Source organism: Nocardioides psychrotolerans (assembly GCF_943371775.1).
GTDB lineage: Bacteria > Actinomycetota > Actinomycetes > Propionibacteriales > Nocardioidaceae > Nocardioides > Nocardioides psychrotolerans_A.
The window spans coordinates 1-20,906 of the sequence record NZ_CALRWD010000023.1 but is presented as its reverse complement, the minus strand read 5'-3'; the positions used below and the strand labels follow the sequence as shown (position 1 = coordinate 20,906).

At 73.1% G+C, this 20,906-nt stretch carries 23 protein-coding genes, 1 pseudogene and 1 riboswitch; of the genes and pseudogenes, 14 read left to right on the top strand and 10 right to left on the bottom strand.

The features are described 5' to 3' along the window. Window positions 1-3: 3 nt before the first annotated feature. On the bottom strand, window positions 4-990 hold the full coding sequence (locus tag AAG827_RS08820; RefSeq protein ID WP_341925547.1) for a M28 family peptidase: 987 nt from the start codon (window positions 988-990) through the stop codon (window positions 4-6). A gap of 38 nt (window positions 991-1,028) precedes the next feature. Here AAG827_RS08820 and AAG827_RS08815 point away from each other — a divergent pair, with 38 nt between their 5' ends. Next, window positions 1,029-1,736: an alpha/beta hydrolase gene (locus AAG827_RS08815; protein ID WP_341925545.1), complete on the top strand. Its 708-nt coding sequence runs from the start codon at window positions 1,029-1,031 to the stop codon at window positions 1,734-1,736. On the opposite strand, the gene AAG827_RS08810 is transcribed toward AAG827_RS08815, so the two are convergent. The 3 genes from AAG827_RS08810 to AAG827_RS08800 all read right to left on the bottom strand — a co-directional run bounded on the left by AAG827_RS08810 (window position 1,702) and on the right by AAG827_RS08800 (window position 3,994). Beyond that, window positions 1,702-2,244, bottom strand: coding sequence for a GNAT family N-acetyltransferase (locus tag AAG827_RS08810; RefSeq protein WP_341925544.1), 543 nt, complete (start codon window positions 2,242-2,244; stop codon window positions 1,702-1,704). The two genes, AAG827_RS08815 and AAG827_RS08810, sit on opposite strands and share 35 nt — an antisense overlap. Before the next feature lie 236 nt (window positions 2,245-2,480). Continuing rightward, window positions 2,481-3,233, bottom strand: coding sequence for a class I SAM-dependent methyltransferase (locus AAG827_RS08805; protein ID WP_341925543.1), 753 nt, complete (start codon window positions 3,231-3,233; stop codon window positions 2,481-2,483). After that, a complete protein-coding gene (locus tag AAG827_RS08800) occupies window positions 3,230-3,994 on the bottom strand; it encodes a class I SAM-dependent methyltransferase (RefSeq protein ID WP_341925542.1) in 765 nt (254 codons plus the stop codon). The genes AAG827_RS08805 and AAG827_RS08800 overlap by 4 nt, the downstream gene beginning before the upstream one ends. Before the next feature lie 275 nt (window positions 3,995-4,269). Between AAG827_RS08800 and AAG827_RS08795 the strand changes: the two genes are divergently transcribed. Beyond that, window positions 4,270-5,631: an HNH endonuclease signature motif containing protein gene (locus tag AAG827_RS08795; protein ID WP_341925541.1), complete on the top strand. Its 1,362-nt coding sequence runs from the start codon at window positions 4,270-4,272 to the stop codon at window positions 5,629-5,631. Here AAG827_RS08795 and AAG827_RS08790 read toward each other — a convergent pair. Continuing rightward, a complete protein-coding gene (locus tag AAG827_RS08790) occupies window positions 5,618-6,250 on the bottom strand; it encodes a histidine phosphatase family protein (protein WP_341925540.1) in 633 nt (210 codons plus the stop codon). The two genes, AAG827_RS08795 and AAG827_RS08790, sit on opposite strands and share 14 nt — an antisense overlap. 56 nt (window positions 6,251-6,306) lie before the next feature. On the opposite strand from AAG827_RS08790, the gene AAG827_RS08785 reads away from it, so the two are divergent. The 11 genes from AAG827_RS08785 to AAG827_RS08735 all read left to right on the top strand — a co-directional run bounded on the left by AAG827_RS08785 (window position 6,307) and on the right by AAG827_RS08735 (window position 16,462). Continuing rightward, window positions 6,307-6,507, top strand: coding sequence for a hypothetical protein (locus AAG827_RS08785; protein ID WP_341925539.1), 201 nt, complete (start codon window positions 6,307-6,309; stop codon window positions 6,505-6,507). Next, window positions 6,495-7,352 carry an aminoglycoside phosphotransferase family protein gene (locus AAG827_RS08780; RefSeq protein ID WP_341925537.1) on the top strand — a complete coding sequence of 286 codons (858 nt, stop codon included), beginning with the start codon at window positions 6,495-6,497 and terminating at the stop codon, window positions 7,350-7,352. The genes AAG827_RS08785 and AAG827_RS08780 overlap by 13 nt, the downstream gene beginning before the upstream one ends. Then, window positions 7,352-7,750, top strand: coding sequence for a DUF6281 family protein (locus AAG827_RS08775; protein WP_341925536.1), 399 nt, complete (start codon window positions 7,352-7,354; stop codon window positions 7,748-7,750). The genes AAG827_RS08780 and AAG827_RS08775 overlap by 1 nt, the downstream gene beginning before the upstream one ends. 30 nt (window positions 7,751-7,780) lie before the next feature. Beyond that, window positions 7,781-8,890: a hypothetical protein gene (locus AAG827_RS08770; RefSeq protein ID WP_341925535.1), complete on the top strand. Its 1,110-nt coding sequence runs from the start codon at window positions 7,781-7,783 to the stop codon at window positions 8,888-8,890. After that, a complete protein-coding gene (locus AAG827_RS08765) occupies window positions 8,869-9,963 on the top strand; it encodes a hypothetical protein (protein ID WP_341925534.1) in 1,095 nt (364 codons plus the stop codon). Before AAG827_RS08770 ends, AAG827_RS08765 begins: the two co-directional genes overlap by 22 nt. A 160-nt stretch (window positions 9,964-10,123) precedes the next feature. After that, complete coding sequence (dnaK, locus tag AAG827_RS08760; protein WP_341925533.1) at window positions 10,124-11,986, top strand: molecular chaperone DnaK; 1,863 nt, start codon at window positions 10,124-10,126, stop codon at window positions 11,984-11,986. Next, window positions 11,983-12,588, top strand: coding sequence for a nucleotide exchange factor GrpE (gene grpE / locus AAG827_RS08755; RefSeq protein ID WP_341925532.1), 606 nt, complete (start codon window positions 11,983-11,985; stop codon window positions 12,586-12,588). Before dnaK ends, grpE begins: the two co-directional genes overlap by 4 nt. Before the next feature lie 28 nt (window positions 12,589-12,616). Further along, window positions 12,617-13,786 carry a molecular chaperone DnaJ gene (gene dnaJ, locus AAG827_RS08750; protein WP_341925531.1) on the top strand — a complete coding sequence of 390 codons (1,170 nt, stop codon included), beginning with the start codon at window positions 12,617-12,619 and terminating at the stop codon, window positions 13,784-13,786. Further along, window positions 13,786-14,220 carry a MerR family transcriptional regulator gene (locus AAG827_RS08745; protein ID WP_341925530.1) on the top strand — a complete coding sequence of 145 codons (435 nt, stop codon included), beginning with the start codon at window positions 13,786-13,788 and terminating at the stop codon, window positions 14,218-14,220. Before dnaJ ends, AAG827_RS08745 begins: the two co-directional genes overlap by 1 nt. After that, complete coding sequence (locus AAG827_RS08740) at window positions 14,202-15,728, top strand: cobyric acid synthase (RefSeq protein ID WP_341925529.1); 1,527 nt, start codon at window positions 14,202-14,204, stop codon at window positions 15,726-15,728. Before AAG827_RS08745 ends, AAG827_RS08740 begins: the two co-directional genes overlap by 19 nt. Continuing rightward, window positions 15,725-16,462 (top strand): cobalt-precorrin-6A reductase, encoded by a 738-nt coding sequence (locus AAG827_RS08735; protein ID WP_341925528.1) that lies wholly within the window; start codon window positions 15,725-15,727, stop codon window positions 16,460-16,462. The genes AAG827_RS08740 and AAG827_RS08735 overlap by 4 nt, the downstream gene beginning before the upstream one ends. On the opposite strand, the gene AAG827_RS08730 is transcribed toward AAG827_RS08735, so the two are convergent. Next, window positions 16,416-17,366, bottom strand: coding sequence for a cobalamin biosynthesis protein (locus AAG827_RS08730; protein ID WP_341925527.1), 951 nt, complete (start codon window positions 17,364-17,366; stop codon window positions 16,416-16,418). The two genes, AAG827_RS08735 and AAG827_RS08730, sit on opposite strands and share 47 nt — an antisense overlap. Window positions 17,367-17,392: 26 nt before the next feature. Here AAG827_RS08730 and AAG827_RS08725 point away from each other — a divergent pair, with 26 nt between their 5' ends. Continuing rightward, window positions 17,393-17,917: a bifunctional adenosylcobinamide kinase/adenosylcobinamide-phosphate guanylyltransferase gene (locus AAG827_RS08725; RefSeq protein ID WP_341925526.1), complete on the top strand. Its 525-nt coding sequence runs from the start codon at window positions 17,393-17,395 to the stop codon at window positions 17,915-17,917. Between the two features lie 20 nt (window positions 17,918-17,937). On the opposite strand, the gene AAG827_RS08720 is transcribed toward AAG827_RS08725, so the two are convergent. From AAG827_RS08720 to AAG827_RS08705, 4 genes and pseudogenes are all read right to left on the bottom strand, one after another. After that, window positions 17,938-18,741, bottom strand: a complete 804-nt coding sequence (locus tag AAG827_RS08720; protein ID WP_341925525.1) for a CbtA family protein — start codon at window positions 18,739-18,741, stop codon at window positions 17,938-17,940. A gap of 12 nt (window positions 18,742-18,753) precedes the next feature. Then, window positions 18,754-18,978: a CbtB-domain containing protein gene (locus AAG827_RS08715; protein WP_341925524.1), complete on the bottom strand. Its 225-nt coding sequence runs from the start codon at window positions 18,976-18,978 to the stop codon at window positions 18,754-18,756. A 57-nt stretch (window positions 18,979-19,035) separates the two neighbouring features. After that, window positions 19,036-19,103, bottom strand: a riboswitch (cobalamin riboswitch). 14 nt (window positions 19,104-19,117) lie between these two features. Beyond that, window positions 19,118-20,137, bottom strand: a complete 1,020-nt coding sequence (gene cobC, locus AAG827_RS08710) for an Rv2231c family pyridoxal phosphate-dependent protein CobC (protein ID WP_341925523.1) — start codon at window positions 20,135-20,137, stop codon at window positions 19,118-19,120. Between the two features lies 1 nt (window position 20,138). Further along, a pseudogene (locus AAG827_RS08705) lies at window positions 20,139-20,906 on the bottom strand (cobyrinic acid a,c-diamide synthase); the annotation flags it as partial.

Here is a 20,906-nt window from a genome sequence, read left to right as displayed (position 1 = left end):
GGGCTACCTGAGCCAGCTGACGACGATGCGGGCGGCTGCGGCGAGCTGGGAGCGTCGTACGACGTCGGGGGTGTCGGCCTCGGAGTGGTAGCCGGCGTAGGGCGTGCTGCCCAGCCGGGCGCCAGGCAGGCCGTCGCGCACGAAGGACCAGTGGTCGCTGGAGCGCTGGAAGGGGTCGAGCACGGTCGCCTCTCCCGCGCGCCGGGCGGCTGCCGTGATCTCGTCGGTGAGGGCGTTGGGCTCCGCCGGCGTGCCGACCGGCATCACGTCGCCGACGCCGACCCGGTCGAGCGAGATCATGCCGCGCAGGCCGCGTCGCTCGGCGGGCGTGAGGGAGGCGACGTAGGCCCGCGAGCCGTAGTGGTGGTCGTCGTCGCTGGGGCCGCGCGGCTCCTCGGACCCGAACGCGATGAGCACGACGGGCAGCCGGGTCCTGGTCTCCGCGATCGCGTCGGCCGTCGCCAGGAGGGCACCGACGCCGGACGCATTGTCCTCGGCCCCGGGCGCCTGCGGCACCGTGTCGAGGTGCGCACCGACGGCGAGCCAGGGCTTGCCGGGCTCGACGTCGCCCCGCGTCGCGACCAGGTTGATGCTGGGCCCGGCCTGCACGGGCACGCCCCACGAGACGCCGGCCGGGGTGGCGAAGCGCTGCCGCGTCACCTGCCACCCGCTGGCCTCGAGCCGGCCCTGCACCCAGGCGGCCGCCTCGACGTACGCCGGGCTGGTCCCGGGCCGCGGGCCGATGACACCCGCGAGGTGGCGCACCGCCCGCGTCGCGACCGAGACGTCGACGTCGTCGGGGCTGGCGCGACGCTGGGGCGTCGGGGTCGGCGTCGGCGTCGGCGTCTCGGTGGGTGGGGTGGTGGGCTTGCTCGTGGGCGGCGCCGGGGTGCTGCTGGCCGGGGGTGTCGGGGTTGCTCCGGGCTCCGCCGTGCTGCTGCAGCCGGCGAGTGCCGGGAGCAGGACCATGGCGCCGAGAAGTCGCCTCATCACCCCAGTGTGGCTCACGGTTGCTAGCGTCCGTGGGCATGGAGTCGGTGCGCGTCGAGGTGGACGGCGTCGCCCTGCACGTCGGCGTGACGGGGGACGGCCCGGACGTGCTCGTGCTGTCGGGTGGACCTGGGTGCGTGCACTACCTGGAGCAGGACGCGCTCGCGCCGGTCGGCCACCGCGTCTGGCTCCCTGAGCCGCGCGGGGTGGGGCGCTCCGGCGGCGGGCCGCACGACATGGAGCGGGCGGTTGCGGACCTGGAGGCCGTGCGGTCGGCCGTGGGGGTGGCGTCGTGGGTGGTGGTCGGCCACTCGTGGGGCTGTGACCTGGCGGTGCGCTACGCCGTGGAGCACCCGGCGTCGGTGGTGGCCGTCGTCGGCATCGCGGGGCGCGGTCCGCAGCGCGACCGCACCTGGTCCGAGGCCTACGAGGCGGGCAAGCCGGGAGAGCCCGTCGTGGAGATCGCCTGGGCGCCGGAGGTGCACGCGGCGCTGGGTGCGTCGTTCACCGCATGGATCCAAGGGGACTCGCTGTGGCGGGATCTCGCCGACTGCGACGTGCCGATGGCCTTCGTCGCGGCCGGCGACGACATCCGGCCGAGCTGGCCGATGGCTCAGCTGGCGCGGACCGTGCGCCACGGGACCTTCACGACCCTGCCCGACGTGCCGCACGACTTCTGGTCGACGCATCCGGACGTGTGGACCCGGACGGTCAGTGGGCTGTGTGCGGCGGTGACGGGTCGGTGACGTCGCCGTCGTTGTTGTCGTCGACGTCGATCCGGTAGCGCCGCAGCCGGCCGTGGGGGTCGTCCACGACCTCCTCGAGGATCCCCCCGTTGCGCTCGATGGTCGTGATCGAGCCGACGTTGTCGTCGAGGCAGACGACCAGCAGCCGGTCCAGGCCCGCGGCCCGGCCGTGGGAGCGCACCCGGCCGAGCGCCCACGTGGCGAGGCCCCGGCCCCGGGCCGAGGGCCGGATGCCATAGCCGACGTGCCCCAGTCGCTGGGTCGTCTCGCTGGTGACGTGGCGCAGGACGATCCCGCCCCGGACCTCGTCGCCCTCGACGATCCACCAGGCCCGCGCGGCCGGCAGCGCGTGCAGCCGGGCGACCCAGGCGGCGAAGCCGTCGACAGACTCGACGTCGTCATCGGGGTTGATCGCGAAGCCGTCCTCGTGCACCCCCGGCCCCCACTCGCGGTGGCAGGCGAGCCAGGCGTCGTGGAGGTCTGTGGTCGGGGTAAGGAGCTCGGGCATGTGACTCATCCTCTGTCAGTGCGGTGCTCCTGAGTAGCGTCCGGTGCACGCGCGGCACGCATCCAGGGAGAGCAACGAGATGAGACCGCTTCGCTATTCGATCAACGTCACGCTCGCCGGACTGCGCGAGCCCATCCGGCTCGACCTCGTGGACCGTCGTGAGCTCGGGTCCGGTGCGGTCGCCCTGCGATATCGGCCCGCCTGAGCCGACCACGGTGGTCCTGTGGCCCCTCGGTTCAGGCCGACTCGCAGACGCAGAGCTGGATCGCCGACTCTGCGGTGAGAGGCCCACGGGACCAGTCGCCGAACCGTTCGACGAGCCGAAGGCCGCCGAGCGAGAGCAACAGCGGCAGCTCCTGGGGGAAGACGCTCCTGAGCTCCAACGGCACGACGAGGTAGTCGGGCTGGGACTCCGCCGAGAAGGACCACGTCCCGCGGGTCACCTGGGCCGCCGCGTCGTAGGTCTCGGCGACATCGACGCTGACGTTGCCGCGTCCGGGATCCTTGAATGCCAACTCCTCACGGGTGCGCCGCACGCCGTCGGCGCCGGCAAGCACGTGCACACTCGGGTTGAACACGTCGAAGACCAAACGCGCTCCGGCTGCCAGGTGCCGGCTCACGGACCGGAAGCAGCTCACCAGGTCGTCGGCGTCGTGCAGGTGGAGCAGTGAGTTGGCCGCGATGATCACGAGGTCGAACCTCCGGCCCAGGTCGAAGTCGCGCATGTCGCCCTGCACCCAGTCGACGTCCACGCCGCGTTCGGCCGCCTTGCGCTGCGCCTCGGCGAGCATGTCCGGCGAGAGCTCCAGACCGACGCTCGGATGCCCGTCGGCGGCGATGGGGATCAGCGTGCGCCCGGTGCCGGACCCGAGCTCCAGGACGGACCCGCCGTGCCGATCGGCCTCGGCCCGGTAGAGCTCCACGGCCCGCTCGCCTCCGGGGAACAAGCGGTCGTAGGTCCTCGCGTCCGCGTAGAACGGCTCGCTCATGAGGCGGACCTCCCGGCGACCACCGTGTAGCCGTCGGTGGCGGGGTCGAAGGTGGTGGACTGCACCGTGAGCCCGACGTTGCCCAGCTGCACCACGAGGTCGTCGTACCGGTAGGGCCAGAGGGACAACCGCTCCGCGCAGGCTTGCACCGCCCCGTCCGGCTCGATCCGGGCGACCACGATCTCGAGGACGTGCTCCTGCTCCCAGCGCTGCTCGATGTGCCAGTAGTAGCTGACGACCGCATCGCGGCCGTGGCGGCGCACGAGTCGGTCGCGGACGTCGACCCGCGAGCCGGCGGAGCGCACGAGCTCCCAGTTGCGTGACGTGATCACGAGGCGCCCGCCCGGGCCCAGCAGCCGTGACATCGCCCCCAGTGCGGTCAGGCGCCCGGCTGCGCCCTCGGCGTGCCCGAGCGAGTTGCCGACGCAGAACACCAGGTCGAACGTCGCGTCCGCCAGGTGGTCGGGCAGCTCGTCCCAGCTCGCGTGGAGGGTGTGCAGCGAGACGCCCTGCTCGCTGGCGAGCTCCTCGGTCCGGCGGACCATCCCGTCGCTGGCGTCCGCGGCGACCACGTCGAGGCCGAGACCCGCGAGACCGACGGCGAGCTGGCCGGTCCCGCACGCGCAGTCGAGGACGCGGGCGTCGGGCGGCACGGAGCCCACGACCTCGCTGCAGTAGACCGCGGCTGCTTGGGCGGGGGTCAGCTTGTCGTCCCCGATCAGCCACTCGTAGACGTCGGACAGTGCGCCGTAACCAGCCATCGCGATCACCTCCAGGCAGGACTCCACCACGTCCAGTCAGTGAACTCGACCGGATATCGGTGGTGAGGCGCGACCAGCGTCAGCGAGGAGGCGTCGAGGCCGGCTGGACTCCGCGCTTGCGGGGTGGTCAAACGTGTGGCCACCGAAGAGGGACCCATGGCGAGCGAGCCGCGCACGGTGGTTGAGGTGCGAGCGCAGCGAGCCTCGAAACCACCTGCGGATACATGTGGAATCGTGCTTGTCAACCGAACGTGTCTTCGACTACACTAGATGTCATGACCACCGTCATCGACCCCCACCAGGTCGACGACGACGCGCCCACCCCCACCGACCTCATCACCCTGGTCCGTGACGCCAGAGCAGCAGCCGACGCTGCGGCTCTGCAGACATTCCACCTCGCGATCGCGTGGGCCCACGCCCACCCCGAGACCCCCGGCGACCAGACCTGGAAAGCACCCCGCAGCAGCTCCGTGCCGGCCGACGACCTCGGTGACCGCGACGACCGCACCCCCGGCACCGGTGACCTCGACGAGGACCAGTGGTTCGGCATCCCACCCATCGCCTGGAACGCCGCAGCACCCTTCGCCACCGCCAACCAGATGAGCACAAGCGCGGGTCGTGCGTTCATCCGCGACTCCCTGGTCATCCGGCACCGCATGCCGAGGGTGCACGCCAAGGTCTGCGCCGGGAAGGTCCCCGTGTGGCGGGCGCACCGCATCGCGAAGGCCGTCCTCGGCGCACCACGCGACGTCATCGAGCACGTCGACCGAGGCATCGCACCCATCGCCGAGACCGCCGGACTGGTGACCGTCGACCGGCTCATCGATGAGGCCAAACTGAAGCTCCACGCCGAGCTCGTCGAGATCGAGTCCCTCGAGGCCCTCGAGCACCGCCACGTCACCCTCGACGAGAAGACCATGGGTCACACCGGGATCGCCACCATGGACATCCGCGCCGACTGGGCCGACCTGCACGACTTCAACACCGCCCTGTCACAGGTGGCGGAGGCGTTGAAGCGCGACGGATCCCTCGAGACCCTCGACGTACGCCGCTCCATGGCGGTCGGGATCCTCGCCGACCCCGCCCGGGCCCTCGCGCTCCTCAACCACCAGGACGCGCCGGCACCGAGCAAGAGCATCGTGGCCTACGTCCACCTCAACCAGGATGCGCTCGAAGGCCGTGGGCTGCTCGCCACCGACGAGCACGGCCACACCCTCCTCGCCACCACCGTCCGCGACTGGCTCGCCCGCCAAGACCGCCACGTCACCATCCGCCCCGTCCTCGACCTCACCACCCACTGCGCAGGCGGCGACACCGCCGGCCACACCGGTGACGACCCCTACGTGCCGTCGTTCACCACCGCCGAGACGGTCCGACTCCGCAACCCCACCTGCGTCTTCCCCCACTGCTCCAAGCCCTCACGCAGATGCGACCTCGACCACCTCATCGCCCACGCAAAGTCGGGCGTGACGTGCGAGTGCAACCTGGCCCCACTCTGTCGACATCACCACCAGCTCAAGACCCACGCCGGCTGGCGATATCAACAACTGGTCCCCGGCACCTTCCTCTGGCAAGAACCCCACGGCCAGACCCTCCTCGTCACCCCACACGGCACGAGAGACCTCACCGACCCCTGAGGTGCGCGGTGTCGCCGAGCGACACGACGGCGTGGTTGTGGAAGTAGTCGTCGCGATGGAGGTGGGTGATGCTGCCCGACGGCACCCGGAAGGCGACCCGGCTCAGGGCGTCGAGCGGCATCCCGATCCAGTGGGCGATCACGAACGAGACCGAGCCGCCGTGGGTGACGATCACCGTCGTGGCGGAGGGGTCGGCGACGACCTCGTCCATGGCGGCGTAGACCCGCCGCACCCACGCACCCTTGGTCTCTGCGCCGGCGATCCCCTCGTCGTGCTCGAGGCGCTCACCCTCGGCGGGCGGCGGGACGAAGCGCTCGCGGAACCACGCGTCCGGCATGCCGCCGCCCTCGCCGTAGGACTTCTCCCGCAGGCCCTGCAGCCGGATCGGTGTCACACCGAGCGCGGCGCCGATCGGCTCCGCGGTCTGCACCGTGCGGCGCAGGTCGGAGGTGAAGACGGCCGCAGGGGGGCCGACCTCGATGCGCTCGTGCAGGGCCTGCGCAACCAGACGTGCGTGCTCGTGACCGCGAGGCGTCAGCTCGGAGTCGAACCAGCCGCCGACGCGGTCCTCCAGGTGGTGCGTCGCCTCCGGATGGGTGACCACGTAGATGTCGCGCATGGAGCCATCCTCACCGATCCGCCATCCCCACCGATCCGCATGGCAGCATCGGTCCGGTGAGCGCCGCCGACCTGCTGGACGTCTACGTCGAGGCGCACGTGCACGGCGTCGTCGAGGTCGGCCGCAGCATCGCGGAGCACGGCTGCCTGGACGCCGAGGTCGTCGGCCGCGCGATCCGCGAGGGGCGCCATGACCCGCAGGACCTCAAGAAGGTCTGGCACCACGTCGCCCGGTTCGGGTCGCCATGGCGCACCTGAGCGACACCGCACGGTCCTGGGTCGAGGGCCGTGTCGGCCCGGTCGAGGACGTCCGGGAGCTCCAGGGCGGCTGGACCTCGACGATGCTCGCGCTCACACCGGAGGGGGGCGACGAGGTCGTGCTCCGCCTCATGACCGAGGAGCCGTGGCGCACCCACGGCGCCGCGCTCACGACTCGGGAGGCGGAGGTCCAGCGGATGCTGGCGCCGACCCCGGTGCCGGCACCGCGGTCGCTCGCGCTCGATGCAGAGGGCGAGCACGGCGGCGTCGCGGCGCACCTGATGACGCTGGTCCCCGGCGAGGTCGACGTCGACCGCGTCGACGCCGCGTCGCTCGAGCGGCTGGCCGACGTGCTCGCGGCGATCCACGACGTCGAGCCCACGATCGAGGTGCGCGACTACCAGTCCTGGGCGTGGGAGGCGAAGCACGTCGTGCCGCCCTGGGCGAGCGACGCCGGGTTGTGGGAGGCAGCGTTCGCCCTCCTGCGCACCGACCCTCCGTCGTACGAGCCCCGCCTGATCCACCGCGACTTCCACCATCGCAACGTGCTGTGGGTCGGCGACGAGGTCGGCGGGGTCGTCGACTGGGTCGAGACGTCCCTCGGGCCGGCGTGGCTCGACGTCGCCCACGGCTGCAGCAACATCGCGCTCCACCACGGCACGGACGCCGCGCAGGCCTTCGCCGACGCCTACGTCGCGCGCACCGGGCGTGCGCCGCAGCCGTTCTTCGACGTGATGGACGTGGTCGGCTTCCTGCCCCCGCCCGGCCGGCGGTCGTTCATCACCGACGCCGCGGAGCTGGCGCGCCTCGAGGACTGGCTGCGCTCCCGGGCGACACTGCTGTGATGAGGACCGACGCCGCGCTCCTGACCGCCTCCCTCGCTGGCGCGCTCACCCTGTTCCCCGCCTGCGCCGGAGCCGGCAGCGGTGGCGGTGAGGTCTCGGCCGACTGCGCGCAGCTGATGCGCTTCGAGGACGTCGTCTACGTCGGTTTCGGGACGACCGGCCGGGACGTCAGCGAGGAGGTGGGTGAGGGCGCCCTCTCCGACTGCGACGACATGGGTCAGGACCCCCAGGGCGCCTTCTTCCCGACCGAGCCCGACAAGGTCCCCTTGGTGGCCCTCGAGGGCTACGAGCCGGCCGAGGTGATCGGGGTGAGGGCCGACGACGGCACCGTCACGATCTACGTGGCCGAGTCGGTCCCCGACGAGGACCGCGACGCGATCCTGGAGGAGCTGGGCTGAGGTCGGCGCCACGTGAGTGACCATGGGGGCATGTCTCGGACCCAGCACCACCTCGTCGCCGTCAGCGTCGGAGCCCTGACGCTCGCCCTCGCCGGTTGCGGCAGCGGCACGGACGCGCCCTCGGGAGCGCCGCCGGTCGACCCGGAGCAGATGTGGGAGGTCGCCGCCGATCCCGACGCCACGGCCGAGGAGATCATCGAGGCGGGGCGGCCCGCGCGGCTGTCCTTCGCCGGGGACGACGCGGTGCTCGTGACCTTTGTGGTCGAGTCCGAGGACGACGAGGGACCCCAGGCGTCCGCCTGGCGGTTGTACGACGACGAGGGCGCCACCGTCGCCGACGGCAAGGGGGTCCGCGTCTTCGAGGCCAGCGCGCTCCCGGAGCTGTGGGACCTGGACGACGGTGTGCTGGTGCAACCGACGGAGGGCCAGCCGACGTGGCACGTGGTGACCAGCGCGGGCGAGGTCGAGGAGGCGCCGGTGGTCAAGGGGCCTACCGCGACGCAACCCGGCGACGTCGCCCTGGGCCTGCCCTACTTCTTCCGACCCGGCGAGGGCGACGGTCCCGGGGTCGTCCACCGGCTGCCCGACCTGCGCCCGATCGGCCAGGACGTCTTCGAGATCGCCATCGACGCCGACGGGGGCGTGTGGGCCACTCCCAACGCTGACGGTGCCCGGCTGCGCGTCCCCACCTCCACGGACGGCCGCGAGCCCTGGACCGAGGTGCCGCTCCCGGTGCCGCCGCAGACCTACCCCGACGGGGTCCAGGTCAGCGACGAGCTGGTCTACGTGCCGCTCCTGGCCGGCGACATGGGCGAGACCCTCGCCTCGCTGGCCGTCCGTGACGCCGCAGCGCCGGCCGCCGAGGAGTGGCGCTCGGTGCCGCTCGAGGGCATCGAGGCGCAGGAGTGGTACGGCCCCTCCCTCGACGTCATGGCCGACGGCCGGCTGCTGCTCGGCGACACCGGTCCCTCCTGGTTCACCGGCACCGAGGAGGGCGACTGGGAGCAGGTCGACCTCGCCGACGACGGCGCCGGCGCCCTGCGCGAGCGCGACGGGGTGCTCTACGACCTCGGCACCGGGGTCGACCCGGTGCAGGTCAGCGAGGACGGAGGCGAGACGTGGACGGCACGCGCGCGCTGAGCTCGCTCGTCATGGCCGCCCTGCTGCTGACGGGCTGCACGGCCGGGCCCGACAGCGGCGCGGGCGGCACGTCGTACGACCCCGACCGCAGCATCGAGGTTGCCGCCGATCCCGACGCCACGGTCGAGGACATCGTGGGCGCCGGCCGCGCGACGCGCGTCGCCTCGACCGGGACCGGCGAGGTGCTCGTCTCCTTCCTCGTGGCCTCGGACGACGACGAGGGTCCGCAGGCGTCCGCCTGGCGCTTGTACGACGACGAGGGCGACCGGGTCGCGGAGGGCCGCGGCGTGCGCGTGAGCGAGCAAAGCGCGAGCCCGGACGCGTGGTCGACCTCCGAGGGTGTGCTGCTGCGCCCCGACTGGACCCTGCCGCGCTTCGAGCTCGTCCGCGCCGACGGCGAGGTCGTGCCGGTCGTCAACAGCCGCAGGCCGACGCCGACCCGACGCGGCGACGTCGCGATCGACCAGCTGCGCTTCTTCCGTCCGGCGGACCTCGCGACCTACCGCTACGCCGAGCGCAGGCCCGACGACCGTCGTGCCCTCGACATCGACCTCGACGACCGTGGTGGTGTCTGGGCCCTGGTCGCCTGGCAGGGCACCTCGATCGACGTGCTCCACTCCGCCGACGGCGCGGCGCCGTGGACGACCACGACCTTCGAGCTGCCCACGCCCGACGGCTATCCCGACCGCGTGCGCGTCGTCGGCGGCTCCGTCGTCGTGCCCGTCCTGGGCGGGAGGACGGGCAACGAGGCCGTGGCACTGCGCCACCGCCCCGTCGGCAGGACCTCGGGGCCCTGGGACAGAGCCGACCTCGACGACATCGACGACCCCGACTTCTTCGGCGCCTCCGTCGAGGAGCTGCCGGACGGCCGAGTGGCGCTCGGCGACCAGCGGCCCTGGGTCGGGTCCCTCGACGACGACAGCGACGACTCCGGCTGGCGTCCGCTGGACCTGCCCGACGACGCCCTCTTCCTCGGCGCGGTCGGTGAGCTGCTCCTCGCGGCGACCTTCACCGGGACCGGGCTCGTGGTCAGCCGGGACGCCGGGGCGACGTGGACCGACTGGCCGCGCTAGACACCCCTGCGCGTCGGAAGCGGCGGGAACAAAGCCCGCCGACCTTCCGTTCTACCCCGTGAGCGAACTTGAGTTGAGTGGACTCAACTTGTTTGCAAGACTGTCACCCACAGTCTTCACCCAGCGCCCCGATCGGGGCCGGATCACCGGAGGTAACACCATGGCACGTGCTGTCGGCATCGACCTGGGGACGACCAACAGCGTCGTCGCCGTCCTCGAGGGTGGCGAGCCCACTGTCATCGCCAACGCCGAGGGTGCGCGCACCACCCCCTCGGTCGTCGCGTTCGCGAAGTCCGGCGAGGTCCTCGTCGGCGAGGTCGCCAAGCGTCAGGCGGTCACCAACGTCGACCGCACCATCCGCTCGGTCAAGCGCCACATGGGCACCGACTGGAAGCAGAAGATCGACGACAAGGACTTCACGCCGCAGCAGATCAGCGCGTTCGTCCTCCAGAAGCTCAAGCGTGACGCCGAGGCCTACCTCGGTGAGCCCGTGACCGACGCGGTCATCACCGTGCCGGCCTACTTCTCCGACGCCCAGCGCCAGGCGACCAAGGAGGCCGGCGAGATCGCGGGCCTCAACGTGAGCCGCATCGTCAACGAGCCGACCGCGGCCGCGCTGGCCTACGGCCTCGACAAGGGCGACGACCAGACGATCCTCGTCTTCGACCTCGGCGGCGGCACGTTCGACGTGTCCCTCCTCGAGATCGGCGAGGGCGTCGTCGAGGTCAAGGCGACCTCCGGCGACAACCACCTCGGTGGTGACGACTGGGACAACCGCGTCGTCGAGTGGATGGTCAAGAAGTTCAAGGACAACAACGGCGTCGACCTCGCGGCCGACAAGATCGCCAAGCAGCGCCTCCAGGAGGCCGCCGAGAAGGCCAAGATCGAGCTGTCGTCCTCGGCCGAGACCACGATCCACCTGCCCTACATCACCCACGGCGAGTCCGGCCCCCTCCACTTCGAGGAGCGCCTGACGCGCAGCGAGTTCCAGAAGCTGACCGCCGACCTGCTCGACCGCACCAAGACCCCCTTCCAGAACGTCCTGAAGGACGGTGGCGTCGCGGTCGACAAGATCGACCACGTCGTGCTGGTCGGTGGCTCCACCCGCATGCCCGCGGTGAGCGAGCTCGTCACCGAGCTCCTCGGTGGCAAGCAGCCCAACAAGGGCGTCAACCCCGACGAGGTCGTCGCCGTCGGCGCCGCGCTCCAGGCGGGCGTCCTCAAGGGCGAGGTCAAGGACGTGCTGCTCCTCGACGTCACCCCGCTCTCCCTCGGCATCGAGACCAAGGGCGGCGTCATGACCACCCTGATCGAGCGCAACACCACGATCCCGACCAAGCGCTCGGAGATCTTCACCACCGCCGACGACAACCAGCCGTCGGTCGAGATCAAGGTCGCCCAGGGCGAGCGTCAGATGTGGGCGCAGAACCAGGGGCTCGGCAACTTCGAGCTCACCGGTCTCCCGCCGGCCCCCCGCGGCATCCCGAAGATCGAGGTCACCTTCGACATCGACGCCAACGGCATCGTCCACGTCTCCGCCAAGGACCAGGCGTCCGGCCGCGAGCAGTCGATGACGATCTCCGGCGGCTCCGCGCTGTCCAAGGACGACATCGACCGGATGGTCAAGGAGGCCGAGCAGTACGCCGAGGAGGACGCCAAGCGTCGCGAGACCATCGAGGTCCGCAACCAGGCCGACCAGCTCGTCTACACGACCGAGAAGTTCCTGGCCGACAACGGCGACAAGATCCCCGAAGACGTCAAGACCGAGGTCCAGGCCGACCTCGACGCCCTCAAGGAGACGCTCGAGGACGCCGAGGCCAGCTCGGAGTCGCTCAACGCCGGCATCAGCAAGCTCGGTGAGTCCAGCCAGAAGATGGGTGCCGCGATGTACGCCGCCGCGGAGGCCGACCAGGCCGCTGCGGGTGGCGCCACCGGCGCGACGGGCGAGGCCGACGACGACGTCGTCGACGCCGAGATCGTCGACGAGGAGGCCACGGACGGTCCCGCCGAGGACACCAAGTGACCCCAGAGGAGGGCGCGGCGGACGGCACGTTCGGCGACGCCGCGGCCGAGATGCCCAACGAGACCGAGGTCGAGGTGCCCCTGCACGAGCAGTCCGGCACCGAGACCGAGGACGAGCTGCGTGTCTCGGACTTCATCGAGGAGGGGGCTCCGCTCGAGCCCTCCGACCTCGCGGCGATCGAGGGTGCGCTCCAGGAGCGGACCGCCGACCTGCAGCGGCTGCAGGCGGAGTTCCTCAACTACAAGCGCCGGGTCGACCGTGACCGGGACCTGATCCGCGAGAACGCGACCTACGCCGCGCTCGCGCCGATCACCGAGGTCCTGGACAACATCGACCGCGCCAAGGAGCACGGGCCCCTCGACGACGGCTTCAAGGCCGTCGCCGAGCAGCTCGAGCGCACCGTGGCGTCCCTCGGGCTCATCAAGTTCGGCACGGTCGGTGACGCCTTCGACCCCAATGTCCACGAGGCCCTGTCCCACATCGGGCAGGATCCCGAGGTCACGGTGACGACGTGCAAGGTCATCGCCAAGTCCGGCTACAAGATCGGTGACCGGGTCGTGCGCGCCGCGCAGGTCCTGGTCGTCGACCCGGCCGACCAGTAACAACCACGACGAGGGAGGGAGGTGCGCGATGAGTGACAACGGATTCCGGGCCGATTGGGCCCAGAAGGACTTCTACGCCGTGCTCGGCGTCAAGAAGGACGCGTCGGGCGAGGAGATCAAGAAGGCCTACCGCAAGCTCGCGCGCGCCAACCACCCCGACTCCAACCCCGGCGACACCGCCAAGCACGAGAAGTTCAAGGCCGTCGCCGAGGCCTACGACGTCGTGGGTGACGCCGACAAGCGTCCCAAGTACGACGAGATGCGCTCGCTCTACGGCTCCGGGGCCGCCCGCGGCGGTTTCGCCGGCGGCGGTGGCGGCGGCTTCAACGTCGAGGACCTGCTCCGCGACCGGGCCGGCGGTGCTGGCGGTGCCGGCTTCGGCGACATGTTCGGCGACCTCTTCGGCGGGGGCCGGCGCGGCCAGCAGGTCCGCCGCCCCGCCAAGGGCGCCGACGTCGAGACCACCGCGACGATCAGCTTCACCGACGCCATCGACGGTGTCACGATCTCGTTGCGGCTGACCTCCGACGCGCCCTGCCCCGACTGCTCCGGCACCGGCGGCAAGGCCGGCACCCGCCCGCGGGTCTGCCCGGAGTGCGACGGCGCCGGCTATGTCACGGCCTCGGTCGGCGGTGCGTTCTCGATGAACGAGACCTGCCCCGCCTGCGGCGGCCGCCAGCTCGTCTACGACGAGAAGTGCGCGACCTGCCACGGCAACGGTCGCGGCATGTCCGCGCGCACCATCCAGGCCCGCATCCCCGCGGGCGTCAAGGACGGCCAGCGGATCCGGGTGCGCGGCAAGGGCGCGGCCGGCGAGAACGGCGGCCCCGCCGGCGACCTCTTCGTGGTCGTCAAGGTCGGTGCCCACCGGCTCTTCGGGCGCAAGCTCGACAACCTGACGCTCACCGTGCCGGTCTCCTTCGACGAGGCCGCCCTCGGCGCCGACATCAAGGTCCCGACGCTCGGTGGGACCCCGGTGACGCTCAAGATCCCGGCAGGCACCCCCAACGGGCGCACCTTCCGGGTGCGCGGCAAGGGCGCGGTCAAGGCCGACGGCTCCCACGGCGACCTGCTCGCCACGGTCGAGGTCCAGGTGCCCGCCGTGCTCGATGAGCCGGCGCGCGCCGCGATCGAGGCCTATCGTCAGGCCATGGCCGGCAAGCCCCTTCGCGCCAACCTCTTCGAGGCCGGTGCGTGATGCCCGCGCGCGACCCCTTCGCCGCTCCCGGGCCCGACGCTGCGGTCTTCGTGATCAGCGTCGCCGCGGAGCTGACGGGGCTGCACCCGCAGACGCTGCGCACCTACGAGCGGCTGGGGCTCATCACCCCCGGCCGCACCGGCGGTGGCGGTCGCCGCTACTCCCCGCGTGACATCGACCGGCTGCGCGAGATCGCCGACCTCACCTCCTCGGGCATCGGCATCGAGGGGGTGCGGCGCATCCTCGACCTCGAGAACCGCGCTGCCGCCCTCGCCCGCCGCAACGAGGAGCTCCTTGCCGAGCTCGAGGCCACCCGCGAGGCGTTGCGCCAGGCCGTGATGGTGCGCCGCGCGGCCGGGCCGCCCAACCGGCTCCCGGTGCTCCGACCGTCCGACCCCGACCAGTCGGTCGTGGTGTGGCGGCGCGGCCGCTGAGCGCGGTCCGCGGCTCGCTCCTCGTCGCCGGCACCACCTCGGACGCCGGCAAGAGCGTGCTCACGACCGGGCTCTGCCGCGCGTTCGCGCGGCGAGGACTGCATGTCGCGCCCTACAAGGCGCAGAACATGTCCAACAACTCGATGGTCTGCGCGGGCCCTGACGGCGCCGGCGCCGAGATCGGCCGCGCCCAGTGGACCCAGGCCCTGGCGGCCCGCGCCGTCCCCGAGCCGGCGATGAACCCGGTCCTGCTCAAGCCCGGTGGTGAGCGGCGCAGCCACGTCGTCGTGATGGGCCGACCGGCCGGCAGCCTGTCGGCGAGCGACTTCGTCGGCGGCCGCACCCACCTGCGCGACGCCGCGCACACGGCGTACGACGACCTGGCGAGCCGCTTCGACGTGGTGGTCGCCGAGGGCGCCGGCTCGCCGACGGAGATCAACCTGCGCGCGAGCGACTACGTCAACATGGGGCTCGCCCGGCACGCCTCGATGCCGGTCGTGGTCGTGGGCGACATCGACCGGGGCGGGGTCTTCGCCGCGATGTACGGCACGGTCGGGCTGCTCGAGCCGGCCGACCAGGCGCTGGTGGCGGGCTTCGTGGTCAACAAGTTCCGCGGGGACGTCTCCCTGCTCGCGCCCGGCACCGACGAGCTGACCCGGCTGACGGGCAGGCCGGTCTTCGGCGTGCTGCCGTGGCGACCCGACGTGTGGCTCGACTCCGAGGACGCGCTCGATCTCGAGGGTCGGCGTGCCTCGGACACCGTGGCCCGGCTGAGGGTCGCGGTCGTGCGGCTGCCGCGCATCAGCAACTTCACCGACGTCGACGCGCTCGGGCTCGAGCCCGACGTCGACGTCGTCTTCGCCTCCGACCCACGCGCGCTGGCCGACGCCGACCTGGTCGTGCTGCCCGGCACCCGCGCGACGATCGAGGACCTCGCCTGGCTGCGCAGCCGCGGGCTCGACCGGGCCGTCCTCGCCCACGCTCGCTCGGGCAAGCCCGTGCTGGGCATCTGTGGCGGCTTCCAGATGCTGGGGCGGCAGGTGAGTGACCCCGCAGGGGTCGAGGGCGCGGCGGGCGCGGTGGTCGACGGGCTGGGCCTGCTCGACGTCGAGACCACCTTCGGCGCCGACAAGGTGCTGCGGCTGCCGACCGGGCGGGCGCTGGGGGCCGAGGCCCACGGCTACGAGATCCACCACGGCCGCATCACCCGTGGGGCCGACATCGAGGACTTCCTCGGCGGGGCAAGGGCGGGCGCGGTCTTCGGCACCATGTGGCACGGCAGCCTCGAGGCCGACGCGCTGCGCGAGGCCCTCCTGGGGGCGGCCGCGCAGGCCGCGGGGACGTCGTACGAGCCGGCGGGGGTGGTCTTCGCCGAGCGCCGGGAGGCCCGCTTCGAGCTGCTCGCCGACCTCGTCGAGGAGCACCTCGACGTCGAGGCGCTGCTCGACCTGGTCGCCCACGGCGCCCCGGCCGGGCTGCCCCTCCTCGCGCCCGGGCGCGACCGATGAGCGTCCTGCTCCTCGGCGGCACCGGTGAGGCCCGCGAGCTCGCCCGGTTGCTGGTCGAGGCCGACATCGAGGTGCTGTCGTCGCTCGCGGGACGGGTCGCGCGGCCGCGGCTGCCCGTGGGGGAGACCCGGCTGGGCGGCTTCGGAGGTGTCGAGGGACTGCGTGCACACCTGCGGGAGGCGTCCTACGACGTCGTGGTCGACGCCACCCATCCCTTCGCCGCGGGCATCACCGACCACGCTGCCCAGGCGTGTGCCGCCGAGGGTGTGCCGCTGCTCCGGCTCGAGCGTCCCGGCTGGTCGTCGCTCCCCGGCGCTGACGCGTGGCACTGGGTCGACGGGCACGACGCGGCCGCAAGCGTGGCGGCGTCCCTGGGTGACCGGCCGTTCCTGACCGTCGGTCGTCAGTCGCTGGGGCGTTTCACCGGGCCCCTGGCCGAGGCGCACGCGCTGGTGCGCGTCGTCGACCCGCCCGAGGTGGACCTGCCTGCCGCGTGGCGGGTGCTGCTGGACCGTGGGCCCTACGAGCTCGACGGCGAGCTCGCGCTGATGCGCGAGCACGGCACCGACGTGCTCGTCACCAAGGACTCCGGCGGCGACCTGACGCGGCCCAAGCTCGACGCCGCCTCGGCGCTCGGGGTGCCGGTGGTCGTCGTGCGCCGCCCGGCTCCGGTCGGCGTCGAGGTCGTCAGCGACGCGGCCGCCGCGCTCGCCTGGGTCGCCGACCGCCGCTGAGGGCGAGGCCCGCGCTCACCACGCCGGCGCCGACCTGCACGCGCGTCGCGAGCCGGGTCGAGCGGACGATGTCGGCCGGGCCCGGGTCGCGACCGTCGCCGAGGGTCGGCCGTTGCTCGACCCCCGACGCATAGGTCGTCAGCCCGCCCAGTCGCAGGCCGAGCGCGCCCGCGAAGGCGGCCTCGACCACGCCCGCGTTGGGGCTGGGATGGGCGGCGGCGTCCCGCCGCCAGGCGCGTACGCCGCCGCGTCGGTCCTCCCCGAGCAGCACCGTCAGCGCGCCCGCGAGTCGTGCCCCCGGCAGGTTGAGCGCGTCGTCGAGGCGGGCCGACGCCCAGCCGAAGCGCTCGAGCCGCGGCGTGCAGTGACCGACCATCGCGTCGAGGGTGTTGGCGGCGCGGTAGCCGAGCAACCCCGGGACCCCCGCGACCGCCCCGAGCACGAGCGGCGCGACGACCGCGTCTGAGGTGTTCTCCGCGACCGACTCGACGACCGCGCGGGCGATGCCCGAGGAGTCGAGCGCCGAGGTGTCCCGGCCGACCAGGTGGGTCAGCCGTTGCCGGGCGGCGGGCAGGTCGCCCGCGGCGAGGAGGTCGTGGACGGCCGTGGCTTCGCGGCCCAGCGACGTGCCGCCGAGCACGGTCCAGGTCGCGGCGGCGGTGACGAGGGTGTGGAGCAGCGGCCGGTCGCGGGTGGCCCGCTCCGCGGCGACACCGAGGGCGACCGTGCCACCGACCAGCAGGGCCGTGTGCCGCACGCCCGCGCCGCGCGCGTCGTCGTACGTCACCTGCTCGAGGGCGCCCGCCAGCCGGCCGAAGCCGGCCACGGGGTGCCACCGCACGGGGTCGCCGAGCGCCCGGTCGGCGGCCAGGCCGAGCAGCAGGCCGGCCGCCCGCGGGCTCATCGCAGACCCCGATAGGGTGACGCGCGATGAAGGTCCTGGTCACGGGCGGGGTCCGCTCCGGCAAGTCCACCTATGCCGAGCGGCTGCTCGGTGAGGAGCCCGTGCGCTACGTCGCCCCGGGGCCCGTGCCCGACGAGGAGGCCGACCCCGACTGGGCGGCCCGTGTCGCGGTGCACCGCTCGCGGCGACCCGACAGCTGGAGCACGGTCGAGACCACCGACGTCGCCGCGGCGATCCGCGGGTCCGACGGCCCGGTCCTCGTCGACTGCCTCGGCACCTGGCTCACCGCCCTGCTCGACGACGCCGGCTGGGAGGCCGGGCGGGAGGTGCTCGAGGCCACCGTGACCGATGCGACCGACGCCGTCGTCGCCGCGCTGGGCGAGGCGGTCGGACCGGTCGTGCTGGTCACCAACGAGGTGGGCCTCGGCATCGTGCCCGACCACCGCTCGGGCCGCGTCTTCCGTGACCTGCTCGGGGTCGTCAACCAACGCGTCGCGACGGCCTGCGACGACGTGGTGCTGGTCGTCGCAGGCCGAGCGCTGCGGCTCTAGGTCCGGCCGCGGGTCCCGTCTCAGAGCGAGGCCGCCAGCTCGCGGCGTGCCTCACGCTCCTGGCTCCGGGCCCACGTGCGCCCGACCAGTCCGCTGAGGACCACCCCGATCACCAACCAGACCGTGGCGAGCGTCGCCAGCGACCCGAGGCGGAAGGACCACAGCGTGTCGGCCGGGAAGTCGCCGAGCTGCTGGGCCGCGGGCAGGACCGCTGCGGCCAGGACCACGACGACCAGGTAGCCACCCGCCCCGGCCAGCGTGGCGGCGTACGCCCCACGGGTGGGGGCCAGCCGGGACGCCAGCGCCACGGCGAGGACGGCGGCGACGACGGAGACCAGCAGGAAGGTGAAGTACGCCGCCGTGCGCTCGCTGATGGTGTCGCCGCTGCCGACTCCGGGCGGGAGCGAGGGGTACTTCAGGAACGGCACCAGCGCCACCGCCACGAAGCCGACCGCCGCCACGAGGGCGGTGGACTGGCCGGGGCGGAGGCGACCGAGACGCCCCATGGCGCCGGCCGCGCCCAGGGCGACCAGGCCGCCGAGCGCCAGCCCGATGGCCGTGGTGCCGGTGAGCAGGCCCCAGGTGCTCTGGGTGCTGCGGGACACGGCGGAGGCCTCGTCGTCGGAGGCCTCCTCGCCGTGGGAGTGCGTGTGACCGTCACCGGCACCGGCCTCCTCGTGGCCACCCTCGAGGGCGATCGCGCTCGCCAGAGGGGGCTCGCCGACCGCGGACGCGACGGCGAAGCCGAGCAGGCCGGCCACGAGGCCGGCCAGCAGGCCGTGGAGGAGGAAGGTGCGGGCGGTCAGGGTCTCGGACCGCGCCATGTCAGTCGGCCGTCAGTGACAGGGGTAGCCGAGGAGGTGGCGACCGTCGTGCACGAACTCGTGCAGCATCGTGCCGGAGAACACCGAGAAGGCGCCCTGCTCGGCACCGACGAAGACGATGGCCAGGACACCGAGCAGACCGGCGAAGAAGAGCCACGGCGCGAGCTGCGCTGCGGGGATCGAGGGGATCTCGACCGAGAGGGGGCCTGCCATCGGGGCAGGGGTGACGTGCGACATGAGTCCTCCTGAGGGATACGTGCGTCCCTGGATAGTTGGGGATTCACGGGCCTTCGGGTCTGACTCCACCCCCTCGGGAGGGGGTGTCACAGTAGCGCGACTGTGCCGGATTCCCACCGGCTTCCTCGTGCCCGTGCGCTCACCCTAGGGCATCGAGCAGCCGCTGTGTCACCGCCGGCGCACGGACCGAGATCCGCACCCAGTCGGGCCCCAGGCCCGGGAAGGTGTCGGCACGCCGCACGGCCCACCCGGTCGCCCTCAGCCGGGCATGGACGCCGTCGCCGACACGCGCCAGGACGAAGGGCGCGCGACTCGGCACGGTCTCGATCCCCCGTGCGGTGAGGCCGTCGACGAGGACCTGACGGGCGGTGGTCGTGCGCGCTGCCCGCCGCTCCTGCTCCTCGCGCGCCTGCCCCGTCGCGGTGGCCTGCATGGCTGCGCTGGCCGTCGTCGAGACCGACCAGGGGGCCTGGCCCGCGCGCAGGTCGCGTGCGACGTCGGGGGCCGCCAGCACGTAGCCCGCACGCACGCCCGGGATCGACCACAGCTTGGTCAGGCTGCGCACGATCACCAGCCCTGGTGGGGCTTTCTCGCTGTCGCGGGCGGCGAGAGACTCCTGCTCGCCGGGCACGAAGTCGATGAACGCCTCGTCCACGACGACGAGTCGACCCGGCCTGGCCAGGGCTCGGATCGCAGCCGCCGGGTGGAGCACGCCGGTCGGGTTGGTGGGATTGCCGACGACCACCAGGTCGGCGTCGTCGGGGACGTGACGCGGGTCGAGCGCGAAGCCGTCCTCGGCCCGCAGGAGCACGTGGTCGGGCGGGTGGCCGGCCTGGGTCAGGGCCACGTCGGGCTCGGTGAACTGCGGGTGCACGACCACCGGGTGCCGCCACGGCCGCAGGCGCGCCAGCAGGCCGAACGCCTCGGCCGCACCGGCCGTCGGCAGGACCTCGTCGGGGTCGCGGCCGTGCCGGATCGCCAGTGCCTGCTGGGCTCCCGTCGCGTCGGGGTAGCGCCCGACGTCGTCGAGGCTTCCTCGCAGGGATTCGTCGAGCCAGGCGGGCCGGGCCTCGTCGTAGACGTTGACGGCGAGGTCGACCAGGCCCGCGGTGGCCTCGACGTCGCCGTGGTGCCGCAGGGCGTCGTGCAGGGGCTCCATCTCAGCCGTGGACCGCGTCGGCGAAGCGCTGGGCGAGGTGGGGGTGGCCCGCCCAGTGCGTGTGGAGGTACGACGCGTGGTGGCGGGCGGACGCGAAGCCGACGGGCAGGTCGTCGATCACCCAGGCGGCCGCGTCGTGCCCGGCCGGCGGGCTCACCTGCGTGCGGTGGAACTCGTGGCCGGTGACGGTCTCGCCGGCCCGCGCCAGCAGCGTGTCGCTCGGGCTGGTGGCTCGGCGATAGCTCAGCGTGAGCCGGGGCGTCATCGCAGCATCGGCCGGCAGCGCGCCGATCATCGCGGCGTCGTCGACCGTCCGGCACAGGTAGAGCAGGCCGGCGCACTCGGCGACCGTGGGGACCCCGTCGGCGACGGCCTGTCTCAGGGCTCCGAGCAGCGCGGTGTTGGCGCTGAGGTCGGCGGCGTGGACCTCGGGGAAGCCGCCGCCGAGGTAGAGGCCCCTCGTGCCCGCGGGCAGCGCCCGGTCGGTGAGCGGGTCAAAGGTGACGACGTCGCAGCCGGCTGCGCGCAGCAGCTCCTCGGTCTCGGCGTAGCGGAACGTGAAGGCGCGACCGCCGGCCATCGCGACGACCGGCCTCCGGTCCGTGGGGGCGGCGACCTCGCGCGCCGCGTCCCACGGCGCCTCGTCGAGGTCGGGTGCGGTGCGGGCCAGCGTGAGGACCCGGTCGAGGTCGACCCGCTCGGCGATCCGCTGGGTCAGGAGGTCGAGGGCGTGGGCGGCCTCGTCGCGCTCCTCGGCGGGCACCAGCCC

Coding starts and splice junctions, on each gene's coding strand:
- AAG827_RS08810 (WP_341925544.1), bottom strand. CDS start 2,244: ATGCCCGAGCTCCTTACCCCGACCACAGACCTCCACGACGCCTGGCTC.
- dnaK (WP_341925533.1), top strand. CDS start 10,124: ATGGCACGTGCTGTCGGCATCGACCTGGGGACGACCAACAGCGTCGTC.
- AAG827_RS08725 (WP_341925526.1), top strand. CDS start 17,393: ATGAAGGTCCTGGTCACGGGCGGGGTCCGCTCCGGCAAGTCCACCTAT.
- AAG827_RS08800 (WP_341925542.1), bottom strand. CDS start 3,994: ATGGCTGGTTACGGCGCACTGTCCGACGTCTACGAGTGGCTGATCGGG.
- AAG827_RS08715 (WP_341925524.1), bottom strand. CDS start 18,978: ATGTCGCACGTCACCCCTGCCCCGATGGCAGGCCCCCTCTCGGTCGAG.
- AAG827_RS08730 (WP_341925527.1), bottom strand. CDS start 17,366: ATGAGCCCGCGGGCGGCCGGCCTGCTGCTCGGCCTGGCCGCCGACCGG.
- AAG827_RS08720 (WP_341925525.1), bottom strand. CDS start 18,741: ATGGCGCGGTCCGAGACCCTGACCGCCCGCACCTTCCTCCTCCACGGC.
- AAG827_RS08775 (WP_341925536.1), top strand. CDS start 7,352: ATGAGGACCGACGCCGCGCTCCTGACCGCCTCCCTCGCTGGCGCGCTC.
- AAG827_RS08780 (WP_341925537.1), top strand. CDS start 6,495: ATGGCGCACCTGAGCGACACCGCACGGTCCTGGGTCGAGGGCCGTGTC.
- dnaJ (WP_341925531.1), top strand. CDS start 12,617: ATGAGTGACAACGGATTCCGGGCCGATTGGGCCCAGAAGGACTTCTAC.
- AAG827_RS08745 (WP_341925530.1), top strand. CDS start 13,786: ATGCCCGCGCGCGACCCCTTCGCCGCTCCCGGGCCCGACGCTGCGGTC.
- AAG827_RS08820 (WP_341925547.1), bottom strand. CDS start 990: ATGAGGCGACTTCTCGGCGCCATGGTCCTGCTCCCGGCACTCGCCGGC.
- AAG827_RS08735 (WP_341925528.1), top strand. CDS start 15,725: ATGAGCGTCCTGCTCCTCGGCGGCACCGGTGAGGCCCGCGAGCTCGCC.
- AAG827_RS08805 (WP_341925543.1), bottom strand. CDS start 3,233: ATGAGCGAGCCGTTCTACGCGGACGCGAGGACCTACGACCGCTTGTTC.
- AAG827_RS08815 (WP_341925545.1), top strand. CDS start 1,029: ATGGAGTCGGTGCGCGTCGAGGTGGACGGCGTCGCCCTGCACGTCGGC.
- AAG827_RS08795 (WP_341925541.1), top strand. CDS start 4,270: ATGACCACCGTCATCGACCCCCACCAGGTCGACGACGACGCGCCCACC.
- AAG827_RS08770 (WP_341925535.1), top strand. CDS start 7,781: ATGTCTCGGACCCAGCACCACCTCGTCGCCGTCAGCGTCGGAGCCCTG.
- AAG827_RS08790 (WP_341925540.1), bottom strand. CDS start 6,250: ATGCGCGACATCTACGTGGTCACCCATCCGGAGGCGACGCACCACCTG.
- cobC (WP_341925523.1), bottom strand. CDS start 20,137: ATGGAGCCCCTGCACGACGCCCTGCGGCACCACGGCGACGTCGAGGCC.